Source organism: Capnocytophaga sp. oral taxon 338 str. F0234 (genome assembly GCF_000192225.1).
Classification (GTDB): domain Bacteria; phylum Bacteroidota; class Bacteroidia; order Flavobacteriales; family Flavobacteriaceae; genus Capnocytophaga.
This window is the reverse complement of the sequence record NZ_GL872413.1, coordinates 2,069,464-2,089,458: the sequence shown is the minus strand read 5'-3', so window position 1 is coordinate 2,089,458 and position 19,995 is coordinate 2,069,464. Positions and strand designations below refer to the sequence as shown.

At 34.6% G+C, this 19,995-nt stretch carries 15 protein-coding genes; 12 read left to right on the top strand and 3 right to left on the bottom strand.

What is annotated here, in order from left to right:
* Positions 1-16: 16 nt before the first annotated feature.
* Positions 17-2,167 (bottom strand): LTA synthase family protein, encoded by a 2,151-nt coding sequence (locus HMPREF9071_RS09435; protein ID WP_009746401.1) that lies wholly within the window; start codon positions 2,165-2,167, stop codon positions 17-19.
* 93 nt (positions 2,168-2,260) lie between these two features.
* Here HMPREF9071_RS09435 and HMPREF9071_RS09430 point away from each other — a divergent pair, with 93 nt between their 5' ends.
* From HMPREF9071_RS09430 to cmk, 10 genes are all read left to right on the top strand, one after another.
* Positions 2,261-3,184, top strand: a complete 924-nt coding sequence (locus tag HMPREF9071_RS09430; RefSeq protein WP_040358094.1) for an ABC transporter ATP-binding protein — start codon at positions 2,261-2,263, stop codon at positions 3,182-3,184.
* A 41-nt stretch (positions 3,185-3,225) separates the two neighbouring features.
* The gene (locus HMPREF9071_RS09425; protein WP_009746399.1) at positions 3,226-3,456 is read left to right on the top strand and encodes a hypothetical protein; all 231 of its coding nucleotides are present in this window, start codon (positions 3,226-3,228) and stop codon (positions 3,454-3,456) included.
* A gap of 214 nt (positions 3,457-3,670) precedes the next feature.
* Positions 3,671-5,839: a S9 family peptidase gene (locus tag HMPREF9071_RS09420; protein ID WP_009746398.1), complete on the top strand. Its 2,169-nt coding sequence runs from the start codon at positions 3,671-3,673 to the stop codon at positions 5,837-5,839.
* A gap of 32 nt (positions 5,840-5,871) precedes the next feature.
* Positions 5,872-7,338: a peptide MFS transporter gene (locus tag HMPREF9071_RS09415; RefSeq protein WP_009746397.1), complete on the top strand. Its 1,467-nt coding sequence runs from the start codon at positions 5,872-5,874 to the stop codon at positions 7,336-7,338.
* 302 nt (positions 7,339-7,640) lie between these two features.
* Positions 7,641-8,570 carry a type IX secretion system membrane protein PorP/SprF gene (locus tag HMPREF9071_RS09410; protein ID WP_009746396.1) on the top strand — a complete coding sequence of 310 codons (930 nt, stop codon included), beginning with the start codon at positions 7,641-7,643 and terminating at the stop codon, positions 8,568-8,570.
* Positions 8,571-8,596: 26 nt separating this feature from the next.
* Complete coding sequence (locus tag HMPREF9071_RS09405) at positions 8,597-10,597, top strand: OmpA family protein (RefSeq protein ID WP_009746395.1); 2,001 nt, start codon at positions 8,597-8,599, stop codon at positions 10,595-10,597.
* Between the two features lie 183 nt (positions 10,598-10,780).
* Positions 10,781-11,710, top strand: coding sequence for a transporter (locus HMPREF9071_RS09400; protein ID WP_009746394.1), 930 nt, complete (start codon positions 10,781-10,783; stop codon positions 11,708-11,710).
* A gap of 179 nt (positions 11,711-11,889) precedes the next feature.
* Positions 11,890-12,360: a hypothetical protein gene (locus HMPREF9071_RS09395; protein ID WP_009746393.1), complete on the top strand. Its 471-nt coding sequence runs from the start codon at positions 11,890-11,892 to the stop codon at positions 12,358-12,360.
* A 5-nt stretch (positions 12,361-12,365) separates the two neighbouring features.
* Positions 12,366-12,746, top strand: coding sequence for a hypothetical protein (locus HMPREF9071_RS09390; protein WP_009746392.1), 381 nt, complete (start codon positions 12,366-12,368; stop codon positions 12,744-12,746).
* Between the two features lie 93 nt (positions 12,747-12,839).
* The gene (gene cmk, locus HMPREF9071_RS09385) at positions 12,840-13,541 is read left to right on the top strand and encodes a (d)CMP kinase (RefSeq protein WP_009746391.1); all 702 of its coding nucleotides are present in this window, start codon (positions 12,840-12,842) and stop codon (positions 13,539-13,541) included.
* 15 nt (positions 13,542-13,556) lie between these two features.
* On the opposite strand, the gene HMPREF9071_RS09380 is transcribed toward cmk, so the two are convergent.
* Positions 13,557-14,843 carry a nucleotide sugar dehydrogenase gene (locus HMPREF9071_RS09380; RefSeq protein ID WP_009746390.1) on the bottom strand — a complete coding sequence of 429 codons (1,287 nt, stop codon included), beginning with the start codon at positions 14,841-14,843 and terminating at the stop codon, positions 13,557-13,559.
* 176 nt (positions 14,844-15,019) lie between these two features.
* On the opposite strand from HMPREF9071_RS09380, the gene HMPREF9071_RS09375 reads away from it, so the two are divergent.
* A complete protein-coding gene (locus HMPREF9071_RS09375; RefSeq protein WP_009746389.1) occupies positions 15,020-17,947 on the top strand; it encodes a pitrilysin family protein in 2,928 nt (975 codons plus the stop codon).
* 72 nt (positions 17,948-18,019) lie between these two features.
* On the opposite strand, the gene HMPREF9071_RS09370 is transcribed toward HMPREF9071_RS09375, so the two are convergent.
* The gene (locus tag HMPREF9071_RS09370) at positions 18,020-19,249 is read right to left on the bottom strand and encodes an MFS transporter (RefSeq protein WP_040358093.1); all 1,230 of its coding nucleotides are present in this window, start codon (positions 19,247-19,249) and stop codon (positions 18,020-18,022) included.
* A gap of 132 nt (positions 19,250-19,381) precedes the next feature.
* Here HMPREF9071_RS09370 and HMPREF9071_RS09365 point away from each other — a divergent pair, with 132 nt between their 5' ends.
* On the top strand, positions 19,382-19,969 hold the full coding sequence (locus HMPREF9071_RS09365) for an outer membrane beta-barrel protein (protein WP_040358092.1): 588 nt from the start codon (positions 19,382-19,384) through the stop codon (positions 19,967-19,969).
* Positions 19,970-19,995: the final 26 nt, after the last annotated feature.

Genomic DNA, 19,995 nt, shown 5'->3' with positions numbered 1-19,995 from the left:
CTCATTACTACATCACCTACTTATTCAGTTCCCCTTTCTTTAGCAAGAAATAGGTAGTCTCGTAAGCGGAAATACATTCTTTCATCAGCTTTTCATCAGGTTGAGCTACTTTGAGCTGTTGGTAAAAAATAGGAAGCTCCGCCTTAGGTTGTTCTGCCTCTGGAACAATTTTATATTGTATCTGCTCACGCAAAGGCTTGATAATGGAAAGAGTGTCAGGGGTAAGGTATCCCAGCTCTCGGTAGGTAGCTATATAGGCACGCGGTTGGTAATACCATGTGCGAATATTCTGACCTAAGAACTTGCTCTCATAAGAAAAGTTTAAGAGTCCCATTACGGTAGGCATCACGTCTATTTGAGAAGCGAGCTTATCTATCTGTTCGGCTTCTAAGAAGTCAGCATAGATAAGGCAGGGAATACGGTATCTATCCAAAGGCAATTCGGTACGCCCAGCACTCGAAGCGCAGTGGTCGGCAACAATCACAAATACCGTATCCTTAAACCACGATTCTTTTTTAGCCAACTCAAAGAACAGCTTGAGTGCATAGTCAGTATATTTTACCCCACCTTGGCGCGACTTAGCCGTACCAGGGATATCAATGCGACCTTCTGGATAGGTAAAAGGACGGTGATTGCTCACGGTCATCCAGTGGTTAAAGAACGGTTTGCCTGTTTTTGCTTGGGCGTTCATCTCCTTAATGGCTTTGCGAGCCATATCTTCATCACTGACCCCCCAGATGTTGGCAAAGGTAATCTCCTCTGGAGTAAAGTTGTCTCTATCTATGATATCGTAGCCGTTACCAGCGAAGAAGTCTTTCATATTGTCAAAATAGCTATACCCCCCATAGAGGTATTTGACACTATACCCTTTGGACTTGAAGACACTCCCCGTGGTGAATTTGTCCTTGTTATCCTTGCGCTTAACGATACTCTCACCAGGGGTAGGAGGTACACAAAGGGTCAAAGCCTCCAAACCTCGCACTGTGCGGTTGCCCGTAGCGTATAAGTTGGTCAGGAAAATACTCTTTTGCGCTAAGCTATCGAGGAAGGAAGTAATGCCCTCTGTATTGCCATAAGCAGCCATAAACTCCGCAGAGAGACTCTCTACTGAGATAAGCACCACATTTTTATGCTGTTCGTCAATATTTCCTTTTACAGAATATCCTACTACAGAATATGGTAGCTGCTTAACAGAATTATAGTATCGTGTCTCACAGCTTGGTATAGGGGTCTCTACCAGCTGTGTCTTAAAATGCTTGAAAAAGGTGGTTCTTGCTTCCTCTTCGGGTAGGGTAGGGTAGAACTGGAAGAAATCCAGCTCGCTATGGGTGAAAGCATAATAGAACTTATAGACCCCGTTGGCGCGTATCTCCTGAACAAATACGTTGTTGGACTTGATATCGTCAAACTTAGGGGTAGCCCACAAGCTCAAGAGGAACAATGCCACATAGCCCCCCAAGAACAAGCCTTTTTCTTTAAGGCTAGGGATAGTCTCAAGGGTAGATTTTGTTTTCTTATAGAGGAAAATAGTCAGAGCAAGTACCACGACAAATACTCCTGAGAAGAGCGGTACTACAGGGTAGCTCTCCATAATATTTCCGATAACCTCTGTGGTGTAGATGAGGTAATCCACCGCGATAAAGTTGTACCGTATCCCGAACTCATTCCAAAAGAAATATTCGCTAACAGCATTCATCACTATAGCAAAGGTATAGATAAATAAGGTAATGAAATAGAGTACATTACGCACTTGCTTGCGCCACTTACCCGCAAAGAGCATCGCTGCAAAGCAAAGAGTCTTTGCCCCAAAGAAGTACAAGGCGATTTCCTCAACTGAGCCTCCATATTGGTAGAAAATATTGTTGGGGACAAACGCTATATAGCCCAAGAGCAAGAGCATTGCCCCAAGGATAATATAGCCATAGGGCTTTTGGTACTTCACATTGGCAATAAAAAGGAAGTAGAGCACTAATATACTACTGGCCAAGATGATGATAAACACATCGTTCAGGGTGCCCACAAGAAGCATTCCCAAGACCTGACCCCACGAAAAGGAGGTGCTGGTAATGGGGTGCCCCATAAAGATAATTCTAAGGATAAAAGAGATAACTATATACAAACCACCTACATACAAGAATGGTTTGAGCCTACTGAGCCATGCTTTCATAAAGAAAAATTTTTGGCAAAGATACAACAAACAAATGAATAAGTGGCTATCTTGAAAATAATTCTTATTTTTGCCCCACCAAATAGTCTGCAGATGCTTATCGTTGAAAATCTATCTTATACTTATACCGATACTAAGGTACTTGACAGTATTCACTTCTCCCTTGCCCCAGGGGAGGTACTCTCCATAGTGGGCGCAAGTGGTTCGGGCAAGTCGACCTTGCTCAAGGCTATCTATGGCTTATTTGACCTTGAGCAAGGTAAGATTTCTTGGAGAGGGACAGCAGTCTTAGGCCCTTCGCACAATCTGGTGCCTGGTTTTGCTAAGATGAAGTACTTAGCGCAGGATTTCGGCCTGATGCCTTATATGACAGTGGAGGAAAATGTAGGGAAGTACCTCTCTAACCTTGACTTGCGTAAAAAGCGTGCTCGTGTGCAAGAGCTGCTGGAGATGACCCTGATGCAGGACTATGCCAAGGTGAAACCAATTTTTCTCAGTGGTGGACAGCAACAGCGTATAGGATTGGCACAGGTATTGGCTCAAGCTCCTGAAGTGCTTCTCTTAGATGAACCCTTTAGCCAGACAGATAGCTTTTTGAAGAATAAAATACGACAAAATCTCTTTACTTTTCTTAAAGAAAATAGGATTACTTGTATTATAGCTACTCATGAAAGTAATGAAGCCTTAGGTTTCTCGGATAAAATTATGATACTTCAGGAAGGAAGGCAGCTTCTTATAGATACGCCTGATAGGGTGTATCATACACAAAATGAATATATAGCTTCTCTCTTTGATCTTGTAAATAAGGTGAATAAAGGAGAAAAAAAACTTCTTTTATATCCTCATCAAATCACTATTGTGCCTCAGTCCAATTGGAAAGTTATTATACAAAATTGCTTTTTTCAAGGAAGTCATTATTTAATAGTTTGTAAGGAGGATAAAGGAGAACTGATATATGTAAGACATACGGAAAAAATAGAAAAAGGAAAAAAAGTTTTTTTAGAAGTAAAAAAATAGAAAAAAATTGTATATTTGCACCAGTTAAAAACAACAACATTATGACAACATTTTTTAGAGAAATTAAATATTTCTTTGAGGAAATAGCCTTTGCTCCTTATGATTATTTAAGACACTTAGAACTCTCTTCTTGGTGGTGGGCTAATATCATTACATGGATTATGTTAGTAGTACTATTGGGATTTTTCTTCTATTGGGTGAAGCAATTGGTTAAGTTCTCCAAAGAAGGTACAGAAAGAGTAGATATTACGGCACATTCATTCTTTAAATAACAAATAAAAAAAGAGAAGAATATTAAAAGGCGACTTGCTTTCACCAAGTCGCCTTTTTACTAAAAAATTGTTCGTTTTATTATATGTATCTGATAATTAGATAATTGTATTATTTTAAACAAGGTTTTTACTTAATAATATTAAAAAAAGCATAAAAAATACTGTTATATTAAAAAAAAACGTAAAATTGTATTCTACAAAAAATATTCTAAAAATGAGAACTAAAATCTGTTATTTATGGCTGTTTTTAATGGCTATTTCATTGAATGTGAGTGCTCAAAAGAAAATGATCACTCTGGAAGACATTTGGACAAATTATACTTTTTCTTCCAAGAGAATGTCTAATTTATCAGCATTGAAGAATACCAACCAGTATACAGTGCTGAATTATGATCGTAGTAACTCAAATTATACCATTGATTTGTATAACTTTTCTACTTTGGAAAAAGAAAAAACGCTTTTTGATACTAAGAATTTTTCAGAAATTAAGCGGGTGGATAGTTATACTTTCAACAAACAAGAAGATAAGCTTCTTATAGCAACCAATAGTGAACCAATTTTTAGACGTTCTTTTTTTGCTGATTTTTATATCTTTGACCTTAAAAAACAAGAACTTACTAAGCTAACAGATAAAAAAATACAAGAACCTCTTTTCTCCCCTAAAGGTGATAAAATAGCCTATGTATTTAAGAATAACATCTATATATATGATACTCAATCTAAAAGAGAACAACAAGTAACTTTTGATGGAGAGAAGAACAAAATTATTAATGGTACCAGCGACTGGGTATATGAAGAAGAATTTGCTATTGTAAGAACTTTTGATTGGAATGCTGATGGAACACAATTAGCTTATATTCGTTTTGATGAACATGAAGTGCCAGAGTTCTCTATGGACATCTATGGAACAACCTTATACCCTACTGAGGACACTTTCAAATATCCAAAGGCAGGTGAAAAAAATTCTGTAGTAAGTCTTCATTTGTATGATGTAAAGGGAGGAAAGGCTACACGAATTCCTTTGGATGCTTACTATATTCCACGATTGCAATGGACAAAAGAAGCAAATATTCTTAGTGTACAAACTCTAAATAGGCATCAGAATGATTTTAACATCATCTTTGTAGATGCTTCTACTAAAAAATATAAATCTGTATATCATGAAGTAGATAAGGCTTATGTAAGTATCACCGATGATCTTACTTTCTTGGATGATAATAGCTTTATTATTTCTTCTGAAAAAGATGGAAATAATCATCTTTATCATTATGATAAAAATGGGAAATTAATTAAGCAAATTACTCAAGGAAAATGGGAGGTAACTGAGTATTATGGATATAATTCTAAAGCTAAACAAATTTATTACCAATCCACTGAACCGGGATCTATCAATCGTGGTATTTATAGTATTGCTCTTTCAGGTAAAGATAAGAAAGCCTTAGCTATTGAGAAAGGAACTAATAATGCAACTTTTAGTCCTGATTTTTCATTGTTTATCAATCAATATTCTAGTGTTGCCAAACCACCTATCTATACATTGAATAATAGTAAAACAGGTAAAATAATCAAAGAAATTCTTAATAATAATGATTTAGAAAAGAAGGTAGCCCAATATGATTTGAGTAAAAAGGAATTTTTTGAAATTACTACTAAAAATGGAGATAAGCTTAATGCTTGGATGATTAAGCCTGCTAACTTTAATGAAAATAAGAAGTACCCATTATTTATGTTTCAATATTCAGGTCCTGGTTCTCAACAAGTATATAACTCTTGGTATAATTCTAATGATTACTGGTATCACATGCTTGCTCAAAAAGGATATATTGTACTTTGTGTAGATGGACGTGGTACAGGATACAAAGGAGCGGCTTTCAAAAAATGTACTTATAAACAGTTAGGTAAATATGAATTAGAAGACCAAATAGAAGCTGCTAAGATTGTAGGTAATTACAAGTATATTGATAAGAGTCGTATAGGAATCTGGGGTTGGAGTTTTGGTGGTTTTATGGCTTCTAACTGTATTCTGAGAGGTGAGGTATTTAAAATGTCCATAGCAGTGGCTCCTGTAACTAATTGGCGCTTCTATGACACTGTGTACACAGAACGATATATGCAAACACCTCAAGAGAACCCAGAAGGATATGATAATAATTCTCCACTTACTTATGCTAAGAATTTGAATAAAAAATTCCTCTTAGTACATGGTACTGCTGATGATAATGTACATGTACAAAACTCTATGAGATTAATAGAATCATTCGTACAATATAATAAGAGCTTTGATTGGGCTATTTATCCTGATAGAAATCATGGTATTTATGGAGGAAATACACGTCGCCATTTGTATGAAAAACTTACCAATTTCGTTTTAAATAATTTGTAAATATAATAGCATAATTTAAATTAGATAAGATAATGAATACAGAAAAAAAAGGACACCCAGCGGGGCTCTATCTTGTGTTTTTTACAGGGATGTGGGAGCGCTTCAGCTACTATGCAATGCGTGGTATTTTGGTGCTTTACCTAACAGCAACATGGCTTAATGGAGGACTTGGGTATGATGAAAAGTTTAGTACCACTCTTTATGGTATAGCAACAGGACTTTGTTATTTCACTCCTCTTTTCGGAGGATGGCTTTCTGACAGATATTTGGGACAGCGTAAATCTATTCTTATTGGAGGATTTATCATAGTATTAGCACTATTTGTCCTCTTTGCCCCTGAGCTATTTACCTCTACAGCATCTAATTTGTCCGCAGAAGATATTCAGTCCAATCAATTAATAGGTCGTATAGGCTTGTATGTGGGCTTACTCTTATTGGTTATTGGTAATGGTTTCTTCAAACCTAATATTTCTTCTATTGTTGGGGATTTATATGAACCAGGGGATAAACGTTTGGATTCAGCTTTCTCTATTTTCTACATGGGAATTAACTTAGGTTCTGTAACTGCTCCATTGATTGTAGGATTACTTGCTGACAATATATTTGCAACTACTTATACTGATGCAAATGGTGTTCTTCAGATTTCTCATGGTTATCGTTATGGATTCTTAGCCGCTTCTATAGGTGCTCTTTTAGGACAACTTCTATTTGTGTTCTTGAGTAAGAAATATTTAGGAGATATAGGAATAAAACCTAAAAATGCAAATGTTAAAGTTTTAGACAAAGGTGAAGAAAAAGAAGAAAAGGCGCCTCTTACACGTATAGAAAAGGAAAGAATTGCTGTAATATTTATTTTCTTTTTCTTTGCTGTATTCTTCTTCGCAGGGATGGAACAGGCAGGTGCTTCTTTTAATCTGTATGCCAATAAATATATAGATAGAAATGTATTTGGATTTGAGATACCTACTGCTTGGTTGCAGATGGTTAATCCTTTCTTTGTGATAGTATTAGCACCAGTATTTGCTTATTTTTGGAATACCCGCTTGGGACAAGCACTCAACACTCCTTTGAAGATGGGATTTGGACTAATTGTATTGGGAATTGGATTCTGGTTTATGCTTATTGCTGGTTTCCAAAGAGGTGCCGAATGGCATGGTGGCTTTAATATCATAGATAATCCTGATGGTATGGTTAAAGCCAGTATGATTTGGATGATTCTCACTTATTTGCTACACACCATAGGGGAGCTTTCCCTCTCACCAGTAGGACTTTCTATTGTAACCAAACTCTCCCCAGCACGTTTTGCTTCCTTATTTATGGGAGTGTGGATTATGTCTACTGCTTTTGCCAATATGCTTGCAGGACTTATCTCTTCCTATGTAGTAGAGTTAGGGGCAAGTACTGTATTTGCCACTATTTCAGCCTTTGTGCTCATATTGGGTATCGTCATGGTCTCTCTCAATAGAGTGATAGAGCGCATGATGCATGGAATAAGATAAAGGTTTTCATAATTTATTTTTTATAAATAGATCATTCTTTCTTAGGATGATCTATTTTTTTTCTAAATATTTGTTTTGAGCGTCTATCTATATAATTTGATACGAATGAATAATCTTGAAAATATGATTTTATTACTATTTAATAAAAAAATATTATAATTGTTAATAACTTTTAAACATGTAAGATGCTGTTTTTTAGATTATTAATAATTTTCTAATTGAATTTTAATTTCTAAGGAAATAAAATATTTGTATAATCATTTGTTTTTATTGTAACTTTGCGCGGTCATAAATAAAAAGATATGTTAAAAAGAGGAATACGATTTACAGTATTACTAATGCTGATTATACTGACAGATCAGATACATGCACAACAGGACTCTCAATATACACAGTACATGTACAATACAATGATGATTAATCCCGCCTATACAGGTTCTCGCGGAGGAACTAGTATTTTTGGATTATATCGTAATCAATGGGTTGGTTTGGATGGAGCCCCTAAAACGGCGACCTTAAGTTTCCATACTCCTATTGAATCCAAGCATATAGGATTAGGAGCTGCTATTTACCATGAAAGCATAGGACCTCAACAAACTAATGTTATTGATGTAGATTTCTCTTATACTATTGAATTCGAAGAATCTAAATTGGCTTTTGGATTGAAGGCAGCAGCGGCTTGGTATAATTTTGATAGAAATAAGCTACACTTGATAGATGCCAATGATTATGCTTTCGATGGTAAGCCGAGTACTTTTCTGCCTAATATAGGAGCTGGAGTATATTATTACGGAGAAAAATATTATATAGGATTTTCTATCCCTTATCTGTTGGATACAAAGACTTTTTCCAAAACAGATGATAGGAAAATTTCTGATGTTAATGAAAAGCAACACTATAATCTTATGGGAGGATATGTATTTGATCTTTCTGAAAATACTAAATTCAAACCTGCAGCTTTGATGAAAATGGTGCAGGGTAGCCCTTTACAGTTTGACCTCTCGGCTAATTTTCTATTCAATGAACGCTTCACTTTAGGAGCTGCTTGGCGTTGGAGTGCCGCTGTAAGTGCAATGGCAGGTTTTCAGATAGATAAAAATTGGTTTATTGGTTATGCTTATGATTGGGATACTACTGATTTGAGAAAATATAATTCAGGTTCCCATGAGATCTTCTTAAGATATGAATTCTTTAGAGAAACTAAGAGGATTATTTCCCCACGTTTCTTTTGATTTAATAGATTATAAAAAACGAAAAAATGATAAAAAAGATAACAATATTTTCTCTCCTCTTTCTTTCTTTTTCCTCTATTTTTGCACAAGTAGATAATAAACAAAAGGAGGAGAATGAGAAGAAGGCTAAGAAAGCGAATGAACTTTATAGTAAATACGCTTATGTAGATGCGATTAAGATATATGAACGTATAGCCGAGCAGGGATATATAGATCAAACAATCCTTGAAAATTTGGGAAACTCTTATTACTTTAATGCAGATTATACAAATGCATTGAAATGGTATGACCAACTCTTTAAAAATGCTCAAAAGGATAATTATAATCTTACTGCTGAATATTATTATCGTTATGCTCAGACTTTAAAATCAGCAGAACGTTATGAGGAGGCTAGTAATATCCTAAAACAGTTTCTAAAGCTTACTGGAAGAGATGACTTACGTGCACGTAAATTGGAAGAACATACCGATTATTTGCAAGTTATCAAAGATAATTCAGGTCGTCTTACTATAAAACCTGTAGATATTAATACTGAATATTCTGAATATGGAACGGCTTTCTATGGAACCGATGCAGTTGTATTTACGGCTAGTAGGAAACCGTCTTTATTTAGGGAGGCTTCTAAATGGACTGGAGAAGGGTATTATGATCTTTTCAAAGCTACTCTAAAAGATAGCAATCTACAAGGAGAAGAACGCTTTTCTTCTGTACTTAATACTCCTCTAAACGAGTCCAGTGCTGTTTTCACTAAGAGTTTGGATACTATTTATTTTACTCGTAATTATCAGGTGCCTCAAAGCAAAGAGGAGAAAAGAAAAAAAGTAGATGAAAAATTACTTCTGGAATTGTATCGTTCTGTGAAAAATGGCGACACATGGTCAAATCCCATTCGCTTGCCTTTTAATGTAGTTGGATATAGTGTAGCCCATCCAGCGCTTACTCCTGATGGAAAATATCTTTATTTTGCAGCTGATATAGCAGGAACTCATGGAAAATCTGATATTTTTAGGGTAAAAATAAACCACCAAAAGGGAACTTATGGCAAACCAGAGAATTTAGGGGAAATTATCAATACTGAAGGCAGGGAGACATTCCCTTTTATTTCCAATAATAATGTGCTTTTCTTTGCTTCAGATGGACTACCTGGATTAGGAGGGTTAGATATCTTTGCGATAAAAATAGAAAAAGATGGCTCCTTAAGAGGATTACAGAATATAGGACGTCCTGGTAATACTCCAGATGATGATTTTGCCTTTGTTCTTGATGAACAAAAGGGCATGGGATTCCTTTCCTCTAATCGTCCTGGAGGAAAAGGTAAAGATGATATTTATTTCTTCACACAGAAAAGACCTTTGGAGTTTGATTGTTATAAAACTGTAAAAGGGGTTGTAAAAGATATTGATACTAAGGAGGTGCTTTCAGGGGTATTACTTACTCTCTCAGATAGTGAGCAAAAAGAAATTATACATAAAACCAATGATACAAATGGTAATTTTGACTTTGGAAAAAGTCAAGTGAATTGTGATGATACTTTTGTTTTTGTTCGTGCTCAGAAGGAAAATTATGCAGTGGTTGAAGAACAAATTAATATTCGAGAAAAAGGAGAAATTCATAAAGAAATCTTTTTGAAAAGTATTAAGAAAAATGTTACAGTGGGAGATGATTTAGCAAAATTCTTTGGTATAGAGATTATTTATTTTGATTTTGATAAATCTAATATACGTTCTGATGCTGAAGTGGATTTAGCTAAGATTGTAGAGGTGATGAAAGAGCATCCTAATATTAAGATTGCTATCAAATCACATACTGATAGTCGTGGTTCTGACCAATATAATTTAGCTCTTTCTGACAGACGCGCAAAGTCCACTTTGGAATGGATTGTAAAACAAGGAATTACTCGTAGTAGGCTCACTGCTAAAGGATATGGAGAAACACAACTGGTAAATGGTTGTTCTAATGATGTTCCATGTACTGAAGAGGAACATCAGAAAAATAGAAGAAGTGAATTTATTATCACTGAAATGTAAAATTTTTTCATAGTTTATATTTTTTACGGTAGTTAAGGTAACTTGCTACCGTTTTTTAATGATTTTAACTTATGGTAAAATTAAAATAATAAAAGACTTGATTTTTAGGATATTTTTTTTAATTTTGTGCCTTGATATAAAGTGAAAGAACTAATTCTAAGATATTTTTTAAAGAGAAGATTTATGAGAAAGATATTGTTTTTTTTCTTCCTACTGATGTTAACAAATGTAGCGAGTGCTCAGTATACAGATATTATTAACTCCAATAAACCAGGTCGTTCTATGGGAGCTTATGCTGTAGGAAGAAAAGTGGCTCAAATGGAGACAGATATTTTTTATGAAACGAATAAGCATGAGTTACTTGATATTTCTCAGGACAACATAGGGCTTAATTATATGGTACGCTATGGAGTATGGCGTGATCAATTTGAGATAGTTGGAGATGGTACATTCCTCTATAGCAATCGTTCAACAGAAGGAATTTCTGAAAGCAGATTGGGGTTCCAACGGAATACCATTGGAGTGAAATATCTTTTCTATGACCCTCTATTTCTTAGTAATAAAAATATATACAGTTGGAAGGCAAATGCGGAATTTCGCTGGAAAAAGTTAATTCCTGCAATATCTCTTTATTTTGGTATAAATGTATTAGAAAAAAATCGTTATTTATATGAGTTGATGAATGATAGCTATGCGGCTTTTACTCCTAAAGCAATTATAGCTTTACAGAGTCACCCCTTACAGGAAGTAGCTTTGGTATTGAACTTAGTAGGAAATAATATGGCATCAATACATGCCCAATATAGTTATATTTTTACACTTACTCATAATCTGTATGATGATAGATGGAGTATATTTTTGGAGAATGAAGGAATTACTAGTGATTATTACAAGGATTCTTTAATAAGAATGGGGGCTACCTATCTTATTGATGAAAGATTTCAAATAAATGCTTCTGTAGGAGCAAGCTGGAAAACAACTCCTACTCGATATCTGGGAGGAATAGGCATATCCTATCGTTTCTATGACCGATATAAGGATATTGAGTACATTGAGAAGAAGAAGGCAAGGGACAAACAAAATAAAGAAGATGCTAGAATCTTTGGATTCTAATTATTTATTAACAAAAAATGTTTTGATGAGAAATATACTTTATTTATTATCAATTAATTAAATATGGTATTAACAAAGATATTTATTTTGTTGATGAAAAAATTATAGTTAAAAGTTGTATTTTAGAGAAAAACATCGTAGTTTTGCGAAGAGTTATAACCTAATTAAAATTAAGAAGTATGATTTTAGATGAATTTAAAAGATATACAGAGCAAATAGGAGCTCAACTCTCTGGAATACTTTCTGTTAGTTTTATAGGAACAGAACACGGAGAGATACTTTATAATCAATCATTTAGTGGATTAGATTATTCTGCCACAGCAAAGTTTGAGGCTGAAATTGCTAAGAATGCACTTCAAGAAATTAGATATATTGATAATATCCATGAAGACTCTCTCCGAGAGATTACTATCTCAAATAATGAGCAGATACATGTCATATATGTATCCAAAGATTTTGATTACCTGATACATATTATTACCGATGCAACCAAAGTCAACTATGGTATCCTTAGTATTATACATAAGCAGTGCTATGAGGCAATGACTAAGGTAGTTACTTTTGATGAGGTACAAAATGAGCTTTATCCTGAAGTAACTAAAGAAGCACCTAAAAAAGAAAGTCATTTTAGAAAATTATTTTTTAGTTAAGAGAAATGATAGAACAATTTTTAGATGAATATGCACAGCAACTTTTTACCAATGTAGGAGGAACTATTTCTGTATCATTAGTAAGCACTCTTGATGGTTCTATTTTAGCTTATAAGTCGCGTGAGGGGGTTGATAATCGTCTGGCAAGTTCTTATCAAGTAGAAATTTTTAGAAATGCTATACTTTCTTTTGAGAATACAGAGGGATTATCAAATAAGAGTGTAGATGATGTATGTTTGGTATATGAAGGACAAACACATTTAATAGGTCTCTTGCAAAGTAAGAAAATTTTAGATCATGTTATTCTTGATGATACGGCTAATATAGGATTAGCAAAGCTTCTTATCCGAAAAATTCGTGCAGAAGCGGAAAGCAAATTCTTCTAATGAAATGACTAATAGATAAAAATCATACTTTATTGCTATAACTTGCCAAAATTCATTTCTTGTTTTTTGGTAAGTTATTTTTTATAGGTTATTATGAAAAAAATAATTATAGCTATTGACGGATACTCCTCTACAGGGAAAAGTACTATTGCCAAACGTATTGCCAATATTTTACACTATATATATATTGATACAGGGGCAATGTATAGAGCAGCTACTCTTTTAGCTCTTAGAAGAGGTTTCATCACTACAATAAATAGTGTAATTCATATTCAAGAGAAAGCTCTTATAGAAGCACTATCCCAAAGCACATTTAATTTTATTTATAATCCTGCTTTGAAATTGTCAGAATTATATCTTAATGATGAAAATATAGAAAAAGAAATTAGAGGAATACAAGTGGCAAACTTTGTAAGCGAAATAGCAAGAATTCAAGAAGTGCGTACATATTTAGTTGCTTTACAGCGTAAGATGGGAATAGAAAAAGGTATTGTTATGGACGGACGTGATATAGGAACTGTGGTTTTTCCTCATGCTGAACTTAAAATATTTATGACTGCCTCTGAAGAGATACGTGCTCAAAGAAGATTTCTTGAACTTCAAGCAAAAGGAGAATCTACAACCTACGAGGAGGTATTACAAAATATCCAGAAGAGAGATTATCAGGATTCCCATAGATCAGAATCCCCTCTAATAAAAGCTATTGATGCAATAGAGATAGATAATTCATACACAACAATTGAAGAAGTGGTTACTCATATAGTTCATCTTGCAGAAGTTAGGATAGAGGCATAGCAATTTCTCTTTTTATTATAAGTATTTATCTGCATCAGGCAATATTCCTTTCACATCATAAATTACGCTATGAGTCTTTCTTATTTTTTTCCAAGGTATAGATAAGAACTCTCTGTGAGCCACAGCAAGCACGATGGCATCATATTCTTCTATGGGAAGAGAGGGGTGAGAATGTATTTGATGTTCCTCCCATACATCTTCAGGACTTGCCCAAGGATCATACACAGTTACTTGTGTATGGAAGGACTCTAACTGGCGAACTACATCCGTAACTTTTGTATTACGAACATCTGGACAATTTTCTTTAAAAGTAATTCCTAAAACTAAAATATGAGCTCCATTGATAGGTATATTTCTCTCTATCATGAGTTTAATTACTTGGTCAGCAACATATTTCCCCATAGAATCATTCATTCTTCGACCAGCCAAAATAATCTCAGGGTGATAACCAACCTCTTGTGCCTTTTGAGCTAAGTAGTAAGGATCAACTCCTGTACAATGACCACCCACCAATCCAGGTGAGAATTTGAGAAAATTCCATTTGGTACCTGCTGCTTCCAAAACAGCTCTTACGTCAATATTTAAGATGTTACATATCTTAGCTAATTCATTTACAAAGGCTATATTAATATCTCTCTGAGAATTCTCAATAACCTTTGCTGCTTCAGCTACTTTAATCGTAGGAGCTAAGTGAGTGCCTGCTTCTATAATTGATTGATATAGAGCGTTCACCTTTTGAGCTGTTTCAATAGTGGATCCAGAAGTGATTTTTAGGATATGTTCTACAGTATGCACTTTATCTCCGGGATTAATACGTTCAGGAGAGTATCCTACAAAGAAATCTTTATTAAAAGTAAGCCCTGATGCCTTCTCCAGAATGGGAACACATTCTTCTTCTGTACAACCGGGGTAAACAGTGGATTCATAGATAACTATAGCACCTTTCTTTAGATATTTTCCTACTATTTCACTTGCAGAATATAGGGGGGTAAGCAAAGGACGATGGTGTATATCCACAGGAGTTGGAACTGTAACTATAAAATAATTACAAGAAGCCAATTCATCAGGATCAGATGTACAGAAAAGTCCCTTTTCCTCCGTAGAAGTAGGATTTTTATTTATTAAAACTTCATGTAAAAGAACAGAATCTACCTCAAGGGTAGTGTCCTCTCCTTTTCTTAAGGCTTCTATACGAGAATGCTTTTTATCATATCCTATCACAGGATAGCGTGTAGCAAAGAGACGAGCCAATGGTAAGCCTACATATCCAAGTCCAATAACAGCTATTTTAGGTACATTCATTGTGAACTACTTATACTGAATAAAAAGGCAAAGTTACTAAAAAAAAATAAATAAGCATGTTATTTTGGTAGAAAATCTTCTTTTAGGGATTGAATTGATGAGACAAAAAAATACTTTTTTTATTGAAAATATTGAAAAAAATTCTTATCTTTGTCCTCTTAAATTAATTTTAAAATATGTTGAAAAGAAATTTGTTTTTAGGGATTTCTGCGATAGCAACATCGCTTACTACTTTTGGGCAATCTTATCAATGGAAAGAAGCTCAGAGTGGGGGATATACTTACAAATATGTAACCAATGATCCTACTAATGCAAGGTTTTATACACTAAAGAATGGACTCACTGTTATTTTAAGCCCAACTAATAAAGAACCTCGTATTCAATGTTACGTAGCTGTAAAGGCTGGAAGTAAAACAGACCCAGCTACCAATACAGGTCTTGCTCATTATTTGGAACATCTGCTTTTCAAAGGTACTGATAAATATGGGACTCTTGATTGGGCGAAAGAGAAAGTAGAACTTGATAAAATTGATGCTTTATATGAGAAGTATAATAAGACCAAGGACCCTGCTCAGCGCAAAGAAATTTATAAAGAGATAGATAGGGTTTCGGGGATAGCAAGTAAGTATGCTATTGCTAATGAATATGATAAGCTGATGTCCGCTATGGGAGCACAAGGAACTAATGCCTTTACGTCATTTGAACAAACTGTCTATATGGATGACATTCCTGCTAATGCTTTAGATAAGTACATTGCAGTGCAAGCAGAACGTTTCCGAAATCCTGTATTTCGTATCTTCCATACTGAATTGGAGGCTGTTTATGAGGAGAAAAATCGATCCTTAGATAGTGATGATCGATTGGTATTAGAAACATTGCTATCCAATTTATTTAAAAAACATAATTATGGACAACAAACGACCATCGGAACAGTGGAACATCTTAAGAATCCCTCTTTAAAAGAAATCCGCAAATATTTTAATACTTATTATGTACCTAATAATATGGCAATTATACTTTCCGGTGATTTTAATCCAGATATTGCAATTGCTAAGATAGATAAGGCTTTCTCCTATATGAAAGCTAAAGAAGTACCCCAATATACTTTTGAGCAAGAAGATGCGATCACAACTCCTGTTATTAAGGATGTGACAGGTCCTGATGCTGAGAATGTAACTATTGCTTTCCGCTTACCAAGTAATCAAGAAAAAGATGCTATATTGGCTAATTTGGTAGGCTCTATTCTCACTAATGGGAAGGCTGGGCTTATTGACCTCAATTTGGTAAAAAAGCAAAAATTATTGAATGCTAGTGCTTTTACTTACTTGCTAATTGATCATGGCTTATTATATATATCAGCATCTCCTTTGCGGGGACAATCCTTGGAAGAGGTGAGAAAGTTATTAATAAATGAGATAGATAACCTTAAAAAGGGTAATTTTGATGATGATTTAATCCCTTCTATTGTCAATAATCTAAAAAAACGAAAAGTCCAAGAGACAGAGTCCTATGGAAGTAGGGCGGATATGCTTATGGGGGCTTTTACAGGAAAATTGGACTGGAGAAATCAAGTAGCTTATGTAAATGATTTATCTAAAATAACTAAACAGGATATTGTAGCATTTGCTAATAAGTATCTTGGAAATAATTATGTAGCCGTTTATAAGCATAAGGGAGAGCGTACTGATGTGGAAAAAATTGAAAAACCAACTATTACGCCCGTGGAAACCAATGCAGATAAGCAATCTGCTTTTGTGAAGATGATTAAAGAGATGCCAAGTACTCCTGTATCTCCTGTATTCTTGGATTTTAATAAAGATATACAGAAATCCAAATTAGGTAAAGCTGAAGTGTTCTATGTTCAAAACAAGGAAAATCAACTCTATCGATTGAATTTTCGATATAAAATAGGAACATTTAATGATCTTAAGATGAGTTTGGCTTCTCAGTATATCCAATTCTTAGGAACGGATAAGAAATCAGCGGAACAAATCTCTAAAGAATTCTATAAAATAGCCTCTAGTTTCAGAGTATATACAGGAGAAGAATATACCTTTGTAAGTATTGAAGGATTACAAGAGAATTTCGAAGCTGCTGTAAAACTTTATGAGGATTTGGTACTTAATGCTAAGGCAGATAATGAGGTTCTACAGTCACTTAAGGCAAGAATTCAAAAATCCCGTTCCGATGCTAAAGCAAGCAGGAATCAGATTATGCAAGCTCTTACAAGTTATGCCTTGTATGGAGCTAAAAATAAGTATAATCATACCCTTTCTAATGCAGAAATTGAGGCTACTACTGCACAGGAATTAGTGGATAGGCTTAAGAATCTTAACAATGTAGAGCAAATAGTACTTTACTATGGCCCTGCTTCTCTTAAGGAACTAACCTCTAAACTTAGTAAGTTACATAAGGTTCCCACACAGTTCGCTAAAGTAGCCCCTGCACGAGAATTCAAGCAAGTAGAGCAAACTAAAAATCAAGTACTTTTTACAGATTATGAAATGGTGCAAGCCGAAACACGTTGGATAAGGAATACAGTCCCTTATAACCCTAATGAAAGTACGATAATAAAAGTATTCAATAATTACTTTGGAGGTAGTATGGGGTCTTTAGTATTTCAAACCATCCGTGAAAGTAAAGCGTTGGCTTATAGTACTTATGGTATGTATAGAACTCCAAGAAAGAAAACTGAAAAATACTATATGTTAGCGTATGTGGGGACCCAAGCTGATAAACTGAAAGAAGCTATCTCAACTATGAATGATCTACTTACTACCATGCCTGAATTACCTGAAAATCTCAATCTGACAAAAGCCCAACTTAAAAAAGATATCCAGACAGAGCGTATTACTCAGGATAATATTATATATACCTATTTGAATGCAAGGGAATTAGGTCTTAATGAGGATATTAGGAAATCCATTTATCAAAATATAGATAAGATTTCTATGGATCAAGTAAAAGCTTTCCATGACAAATATCTTTCTAAAAAGCCTTATACTTATGTAATATTAGCTTCTGAAAAGAAGCTTTCAAAGGAGGAACTTCAAAAGATAGGAGAACTTAAAAAATTAACCTTAGAGGAACTTTTTGGATACTAAATTTTTGAGTATAAAAGTAAAAGGTAATAGGTAAAATAACTCCTACCTATTACCTTTTTTCGTTTTTTGTTTTTATCTTTCATAGTTTTTCATTTTTACCTTTCTAAGGTTGGGTAAGAAATAGGTAATAAGTCCCATTAAGGGGAGATAAGAACATAGCTTATATACAAATTCTATACTGGTCATATCAATAAGTTTGCCTAATATAGCAGAGGCTAATCCTCCCATGCCAAAAGCGAAGCCATAGAATACTCCTGAAATCATGCCTATTTTCTTAGGGAGTAGTTCTTGTGCGTATACTAATATTGAAGCAAAAGCAGAAGAAATGATAAAGCCAATAAGTATCACCAGTGTAGCTGTTGTGTGAGCATTGGCGTAAGGTAACCACAATGCAAAAGGGGCTGTTCCTAAAATGGAAAACCAAATAATAAATTTTCTTCCTATTCTATCCCCAAAGAAGCCACCAATGAGAGTGCCCGCTGCCGCTGCCCCTAAGTAATAGGATAGGTATATTTGAGCTTGTGCATTGGTGAAACCAAACTTATGGATAGTATAGAACTGAAGATAATTACTAATACCTGCCGTATAGAAATTCTTGGAGAATACTAAGAACATTAGTATAATCATGGAATTACGTATCTGTGCATGAGTAAGGTCTGGCAGAGGAATTTCTCTTTTATTTAGAGCTTGTGATTGTTTTAGGAGTTTTTTGCGCCATCTGCCTACGAAAAATAGAATGGTAATAGCCAGCATAGGGAACAGAACAAACCATATAAGATTCTCTAAATGGTTTTCTTCTATAAGGCTACCATTCACTGTCTTTCTTGAAAGAATAATTAAAATAACAAATAAAGGTGCAATAGCACTTCCTGCATTTCCTCCCAATTGGAAGATGGCTTGAGCGAAGGAACGTTTTCCCCCAGATGCCAAGAAGGAGATACGAGAGGATTCAGGATGAAAGATAGAGGAACCTATACCCACAAAAATTACTGAAAGCAAGATCAGGTGATAACTATTTGCATAGGAAAGCAATCCAATTCCTAAGGCACTGAAGCTCATTCCTATTACTTGTGAATAAGGCATAGGATGCTTATCAGTGTAAGTCCCTACTAGAGGTTGCAGAATGGATGCTGAAAGTTGATAACAGAAGGTGATAAGTCCTACTTGTGCCATAGAAAGAGCAAATTTGCTTTGTAAGGCAGGATATATAGAAGGAAGTACTCCTTGCAATAAATCATTAAGAAAATGAGCTACGGCAATAAGAATAAGAATATGATAGTGTGTACGTGGAGTATTATCCATAAGACTATATTTTTTAGGATTGCAAAAATACAAATAATTAAGTTCTTTTTTCCTTTGCAAGAACATTTTTTATAAACTATTTTTATTTTTGATATTATATCATTATCTTTGCCACTTGTTAAATTTATCCAGATGAGAAATTTATTATTCTTCTTCCTAATGACTTCTTTAATGAGTGTTAATGCCCAAGAGAGCAATATACGTATAGGAGCGAAAGCAGGGCTTTCTCTTTCTACTTTTTCAAGAGGCTTTTTCTATCAGCAGGATGATTTTTCATATATCCCAAGTTTCTATGCCGGAGCACTCCTTACAGTACGTACGGATCGTTCTATTAGTGGTAAGTTAGAACTTATGTATTCAGGACAAGGTTCTTATTATAAGGCTACTTATAATACACAATATGGAGGAAGGTATTCGTTAGGGTATCTCTCTTTGGGATATATCATCCATTTTCGTTTGTTTGAATATCTTTTCTTGGACGCTGGACTTACCACAGACCTCTTAGTAAAGAAGGATAATAAGGTACCTTCTCCTAAAACTTTTGATGTTGCAGGACTTGTAGGAGTGGAAGTGCCAATACTTCCTTCATTGAGTCTTGAAGCACGTGTAAAATCAGGTAGAGGAAGTATTAATAATTATACAGATTATTATGGATCAGCTCCTTTTCAGACAGAATTGAATAATTTAGTGGTACAGGTGGGAGCTATCTATTATTTTTAATTTGAAAAAGAAATGATTTTATAGTC

Coding starts and splice junctions, on each gene's coding strand:
- HMPREF9071_RS09400 (WP_009746394.1), top strand. CDS start 10,781: ATGAGAAAGATATTGTTTTTTTTCTTCCTACTGATGTTAACAAATGTA.
- HMPREF9071_RS09415 (WP_009746397.1), top strand. CDS start 5,872: ATGAATACAGAAAAAAAAGGACACCCAGCGGGGCTCTATCTTGTGTTT.
- HMPREF9071_RS09405 (WP_009746395.1), top strand. CDS start 8,597: ATGATAAAAAAGATAACAATATTTTCTCTCCTCTTTCTTTCTTTTTCC.
- HMPREF9071_RS09420 (WP_009746398.1), top strand. CDS start 3,671: ATGAGAACTAAAATCTGTTATTTATGGCTGTTTTTAATGGCTATTTCA.
- HMPREF9071_RS09390 (WP_009746392.1), top strand. CDS start 12,366: ATGATAGAACAATTTTTAGATGAATATGCACAGCAACTTTTTACCAAT.
- HMPREF9071_RS09365 (WP_040358092.1), top strand. CDS start 19,382: ATGAGAAATTTATTATTCTTCTTCCTAATGACTTCTTTAATGAGTGTT.
- HMPREF9071_RS09435 (WP_009746401.1), bottom strand. CDS start 2,167: ATGAAAGCATGGCTCAGTAGGCTCAAACCATTCTTGTATGTAGGTGGT.
- HMPREF9071_RS09380 (WP_009746390.1), bottom strand. CDS start 14,843: ATGAATGTACCTAAAATAGCTGTTATTGGACTTGGATATGTAGGCTTA.
- HMPREF9071_RS09395 (WP_009746393.1), top strand. CDS start 11,890: ATGATTTTAGATGAATTTAAAAGATATACAGAGCAAATAGGAGCTCAA.
- HMPREF9071_RS09425 (WP_009746399.1), top strand. CDS start 3,226: ATGACAACATTTTTTAGAGAAATTAAATATTTCTTTGAGGAAATAGCC.
- cmk (WP_009746391.1), top strand. CDS start 12,840: ATGAAAAAAATAATTATAGCTATTGACGGATACTCCTCTACAGGGAAA.
- HMPREF9071_RS09375 (WP_009746389.1), top strand. CDS start 15,020: ATGTTGAAAAGAAATTTGTTTTTAGGGATTTCTGCGATAGCAACATCG.
- HMPREF9071_RS09370 (WP_040358093.1), bottom strand. CDS start 19,249: ATGGATAATACTCCACGTACACACTATCATATTCTTATTCTTATTGCC.
- HMPREF9071_RS09430 (WP_040358094.1), top strand. CDS start 2,261: ATGCTTATCGTTGAAAATCTATCTTATACTTATACCGATACTAAGGTA.
- HMPREF9071_RS09410 (WP_009746396.1), top strand. CDS start 7,641: ATGTTAAAAAGAGGAATACGATTTACAGTATTACTAATGCTGATTATA.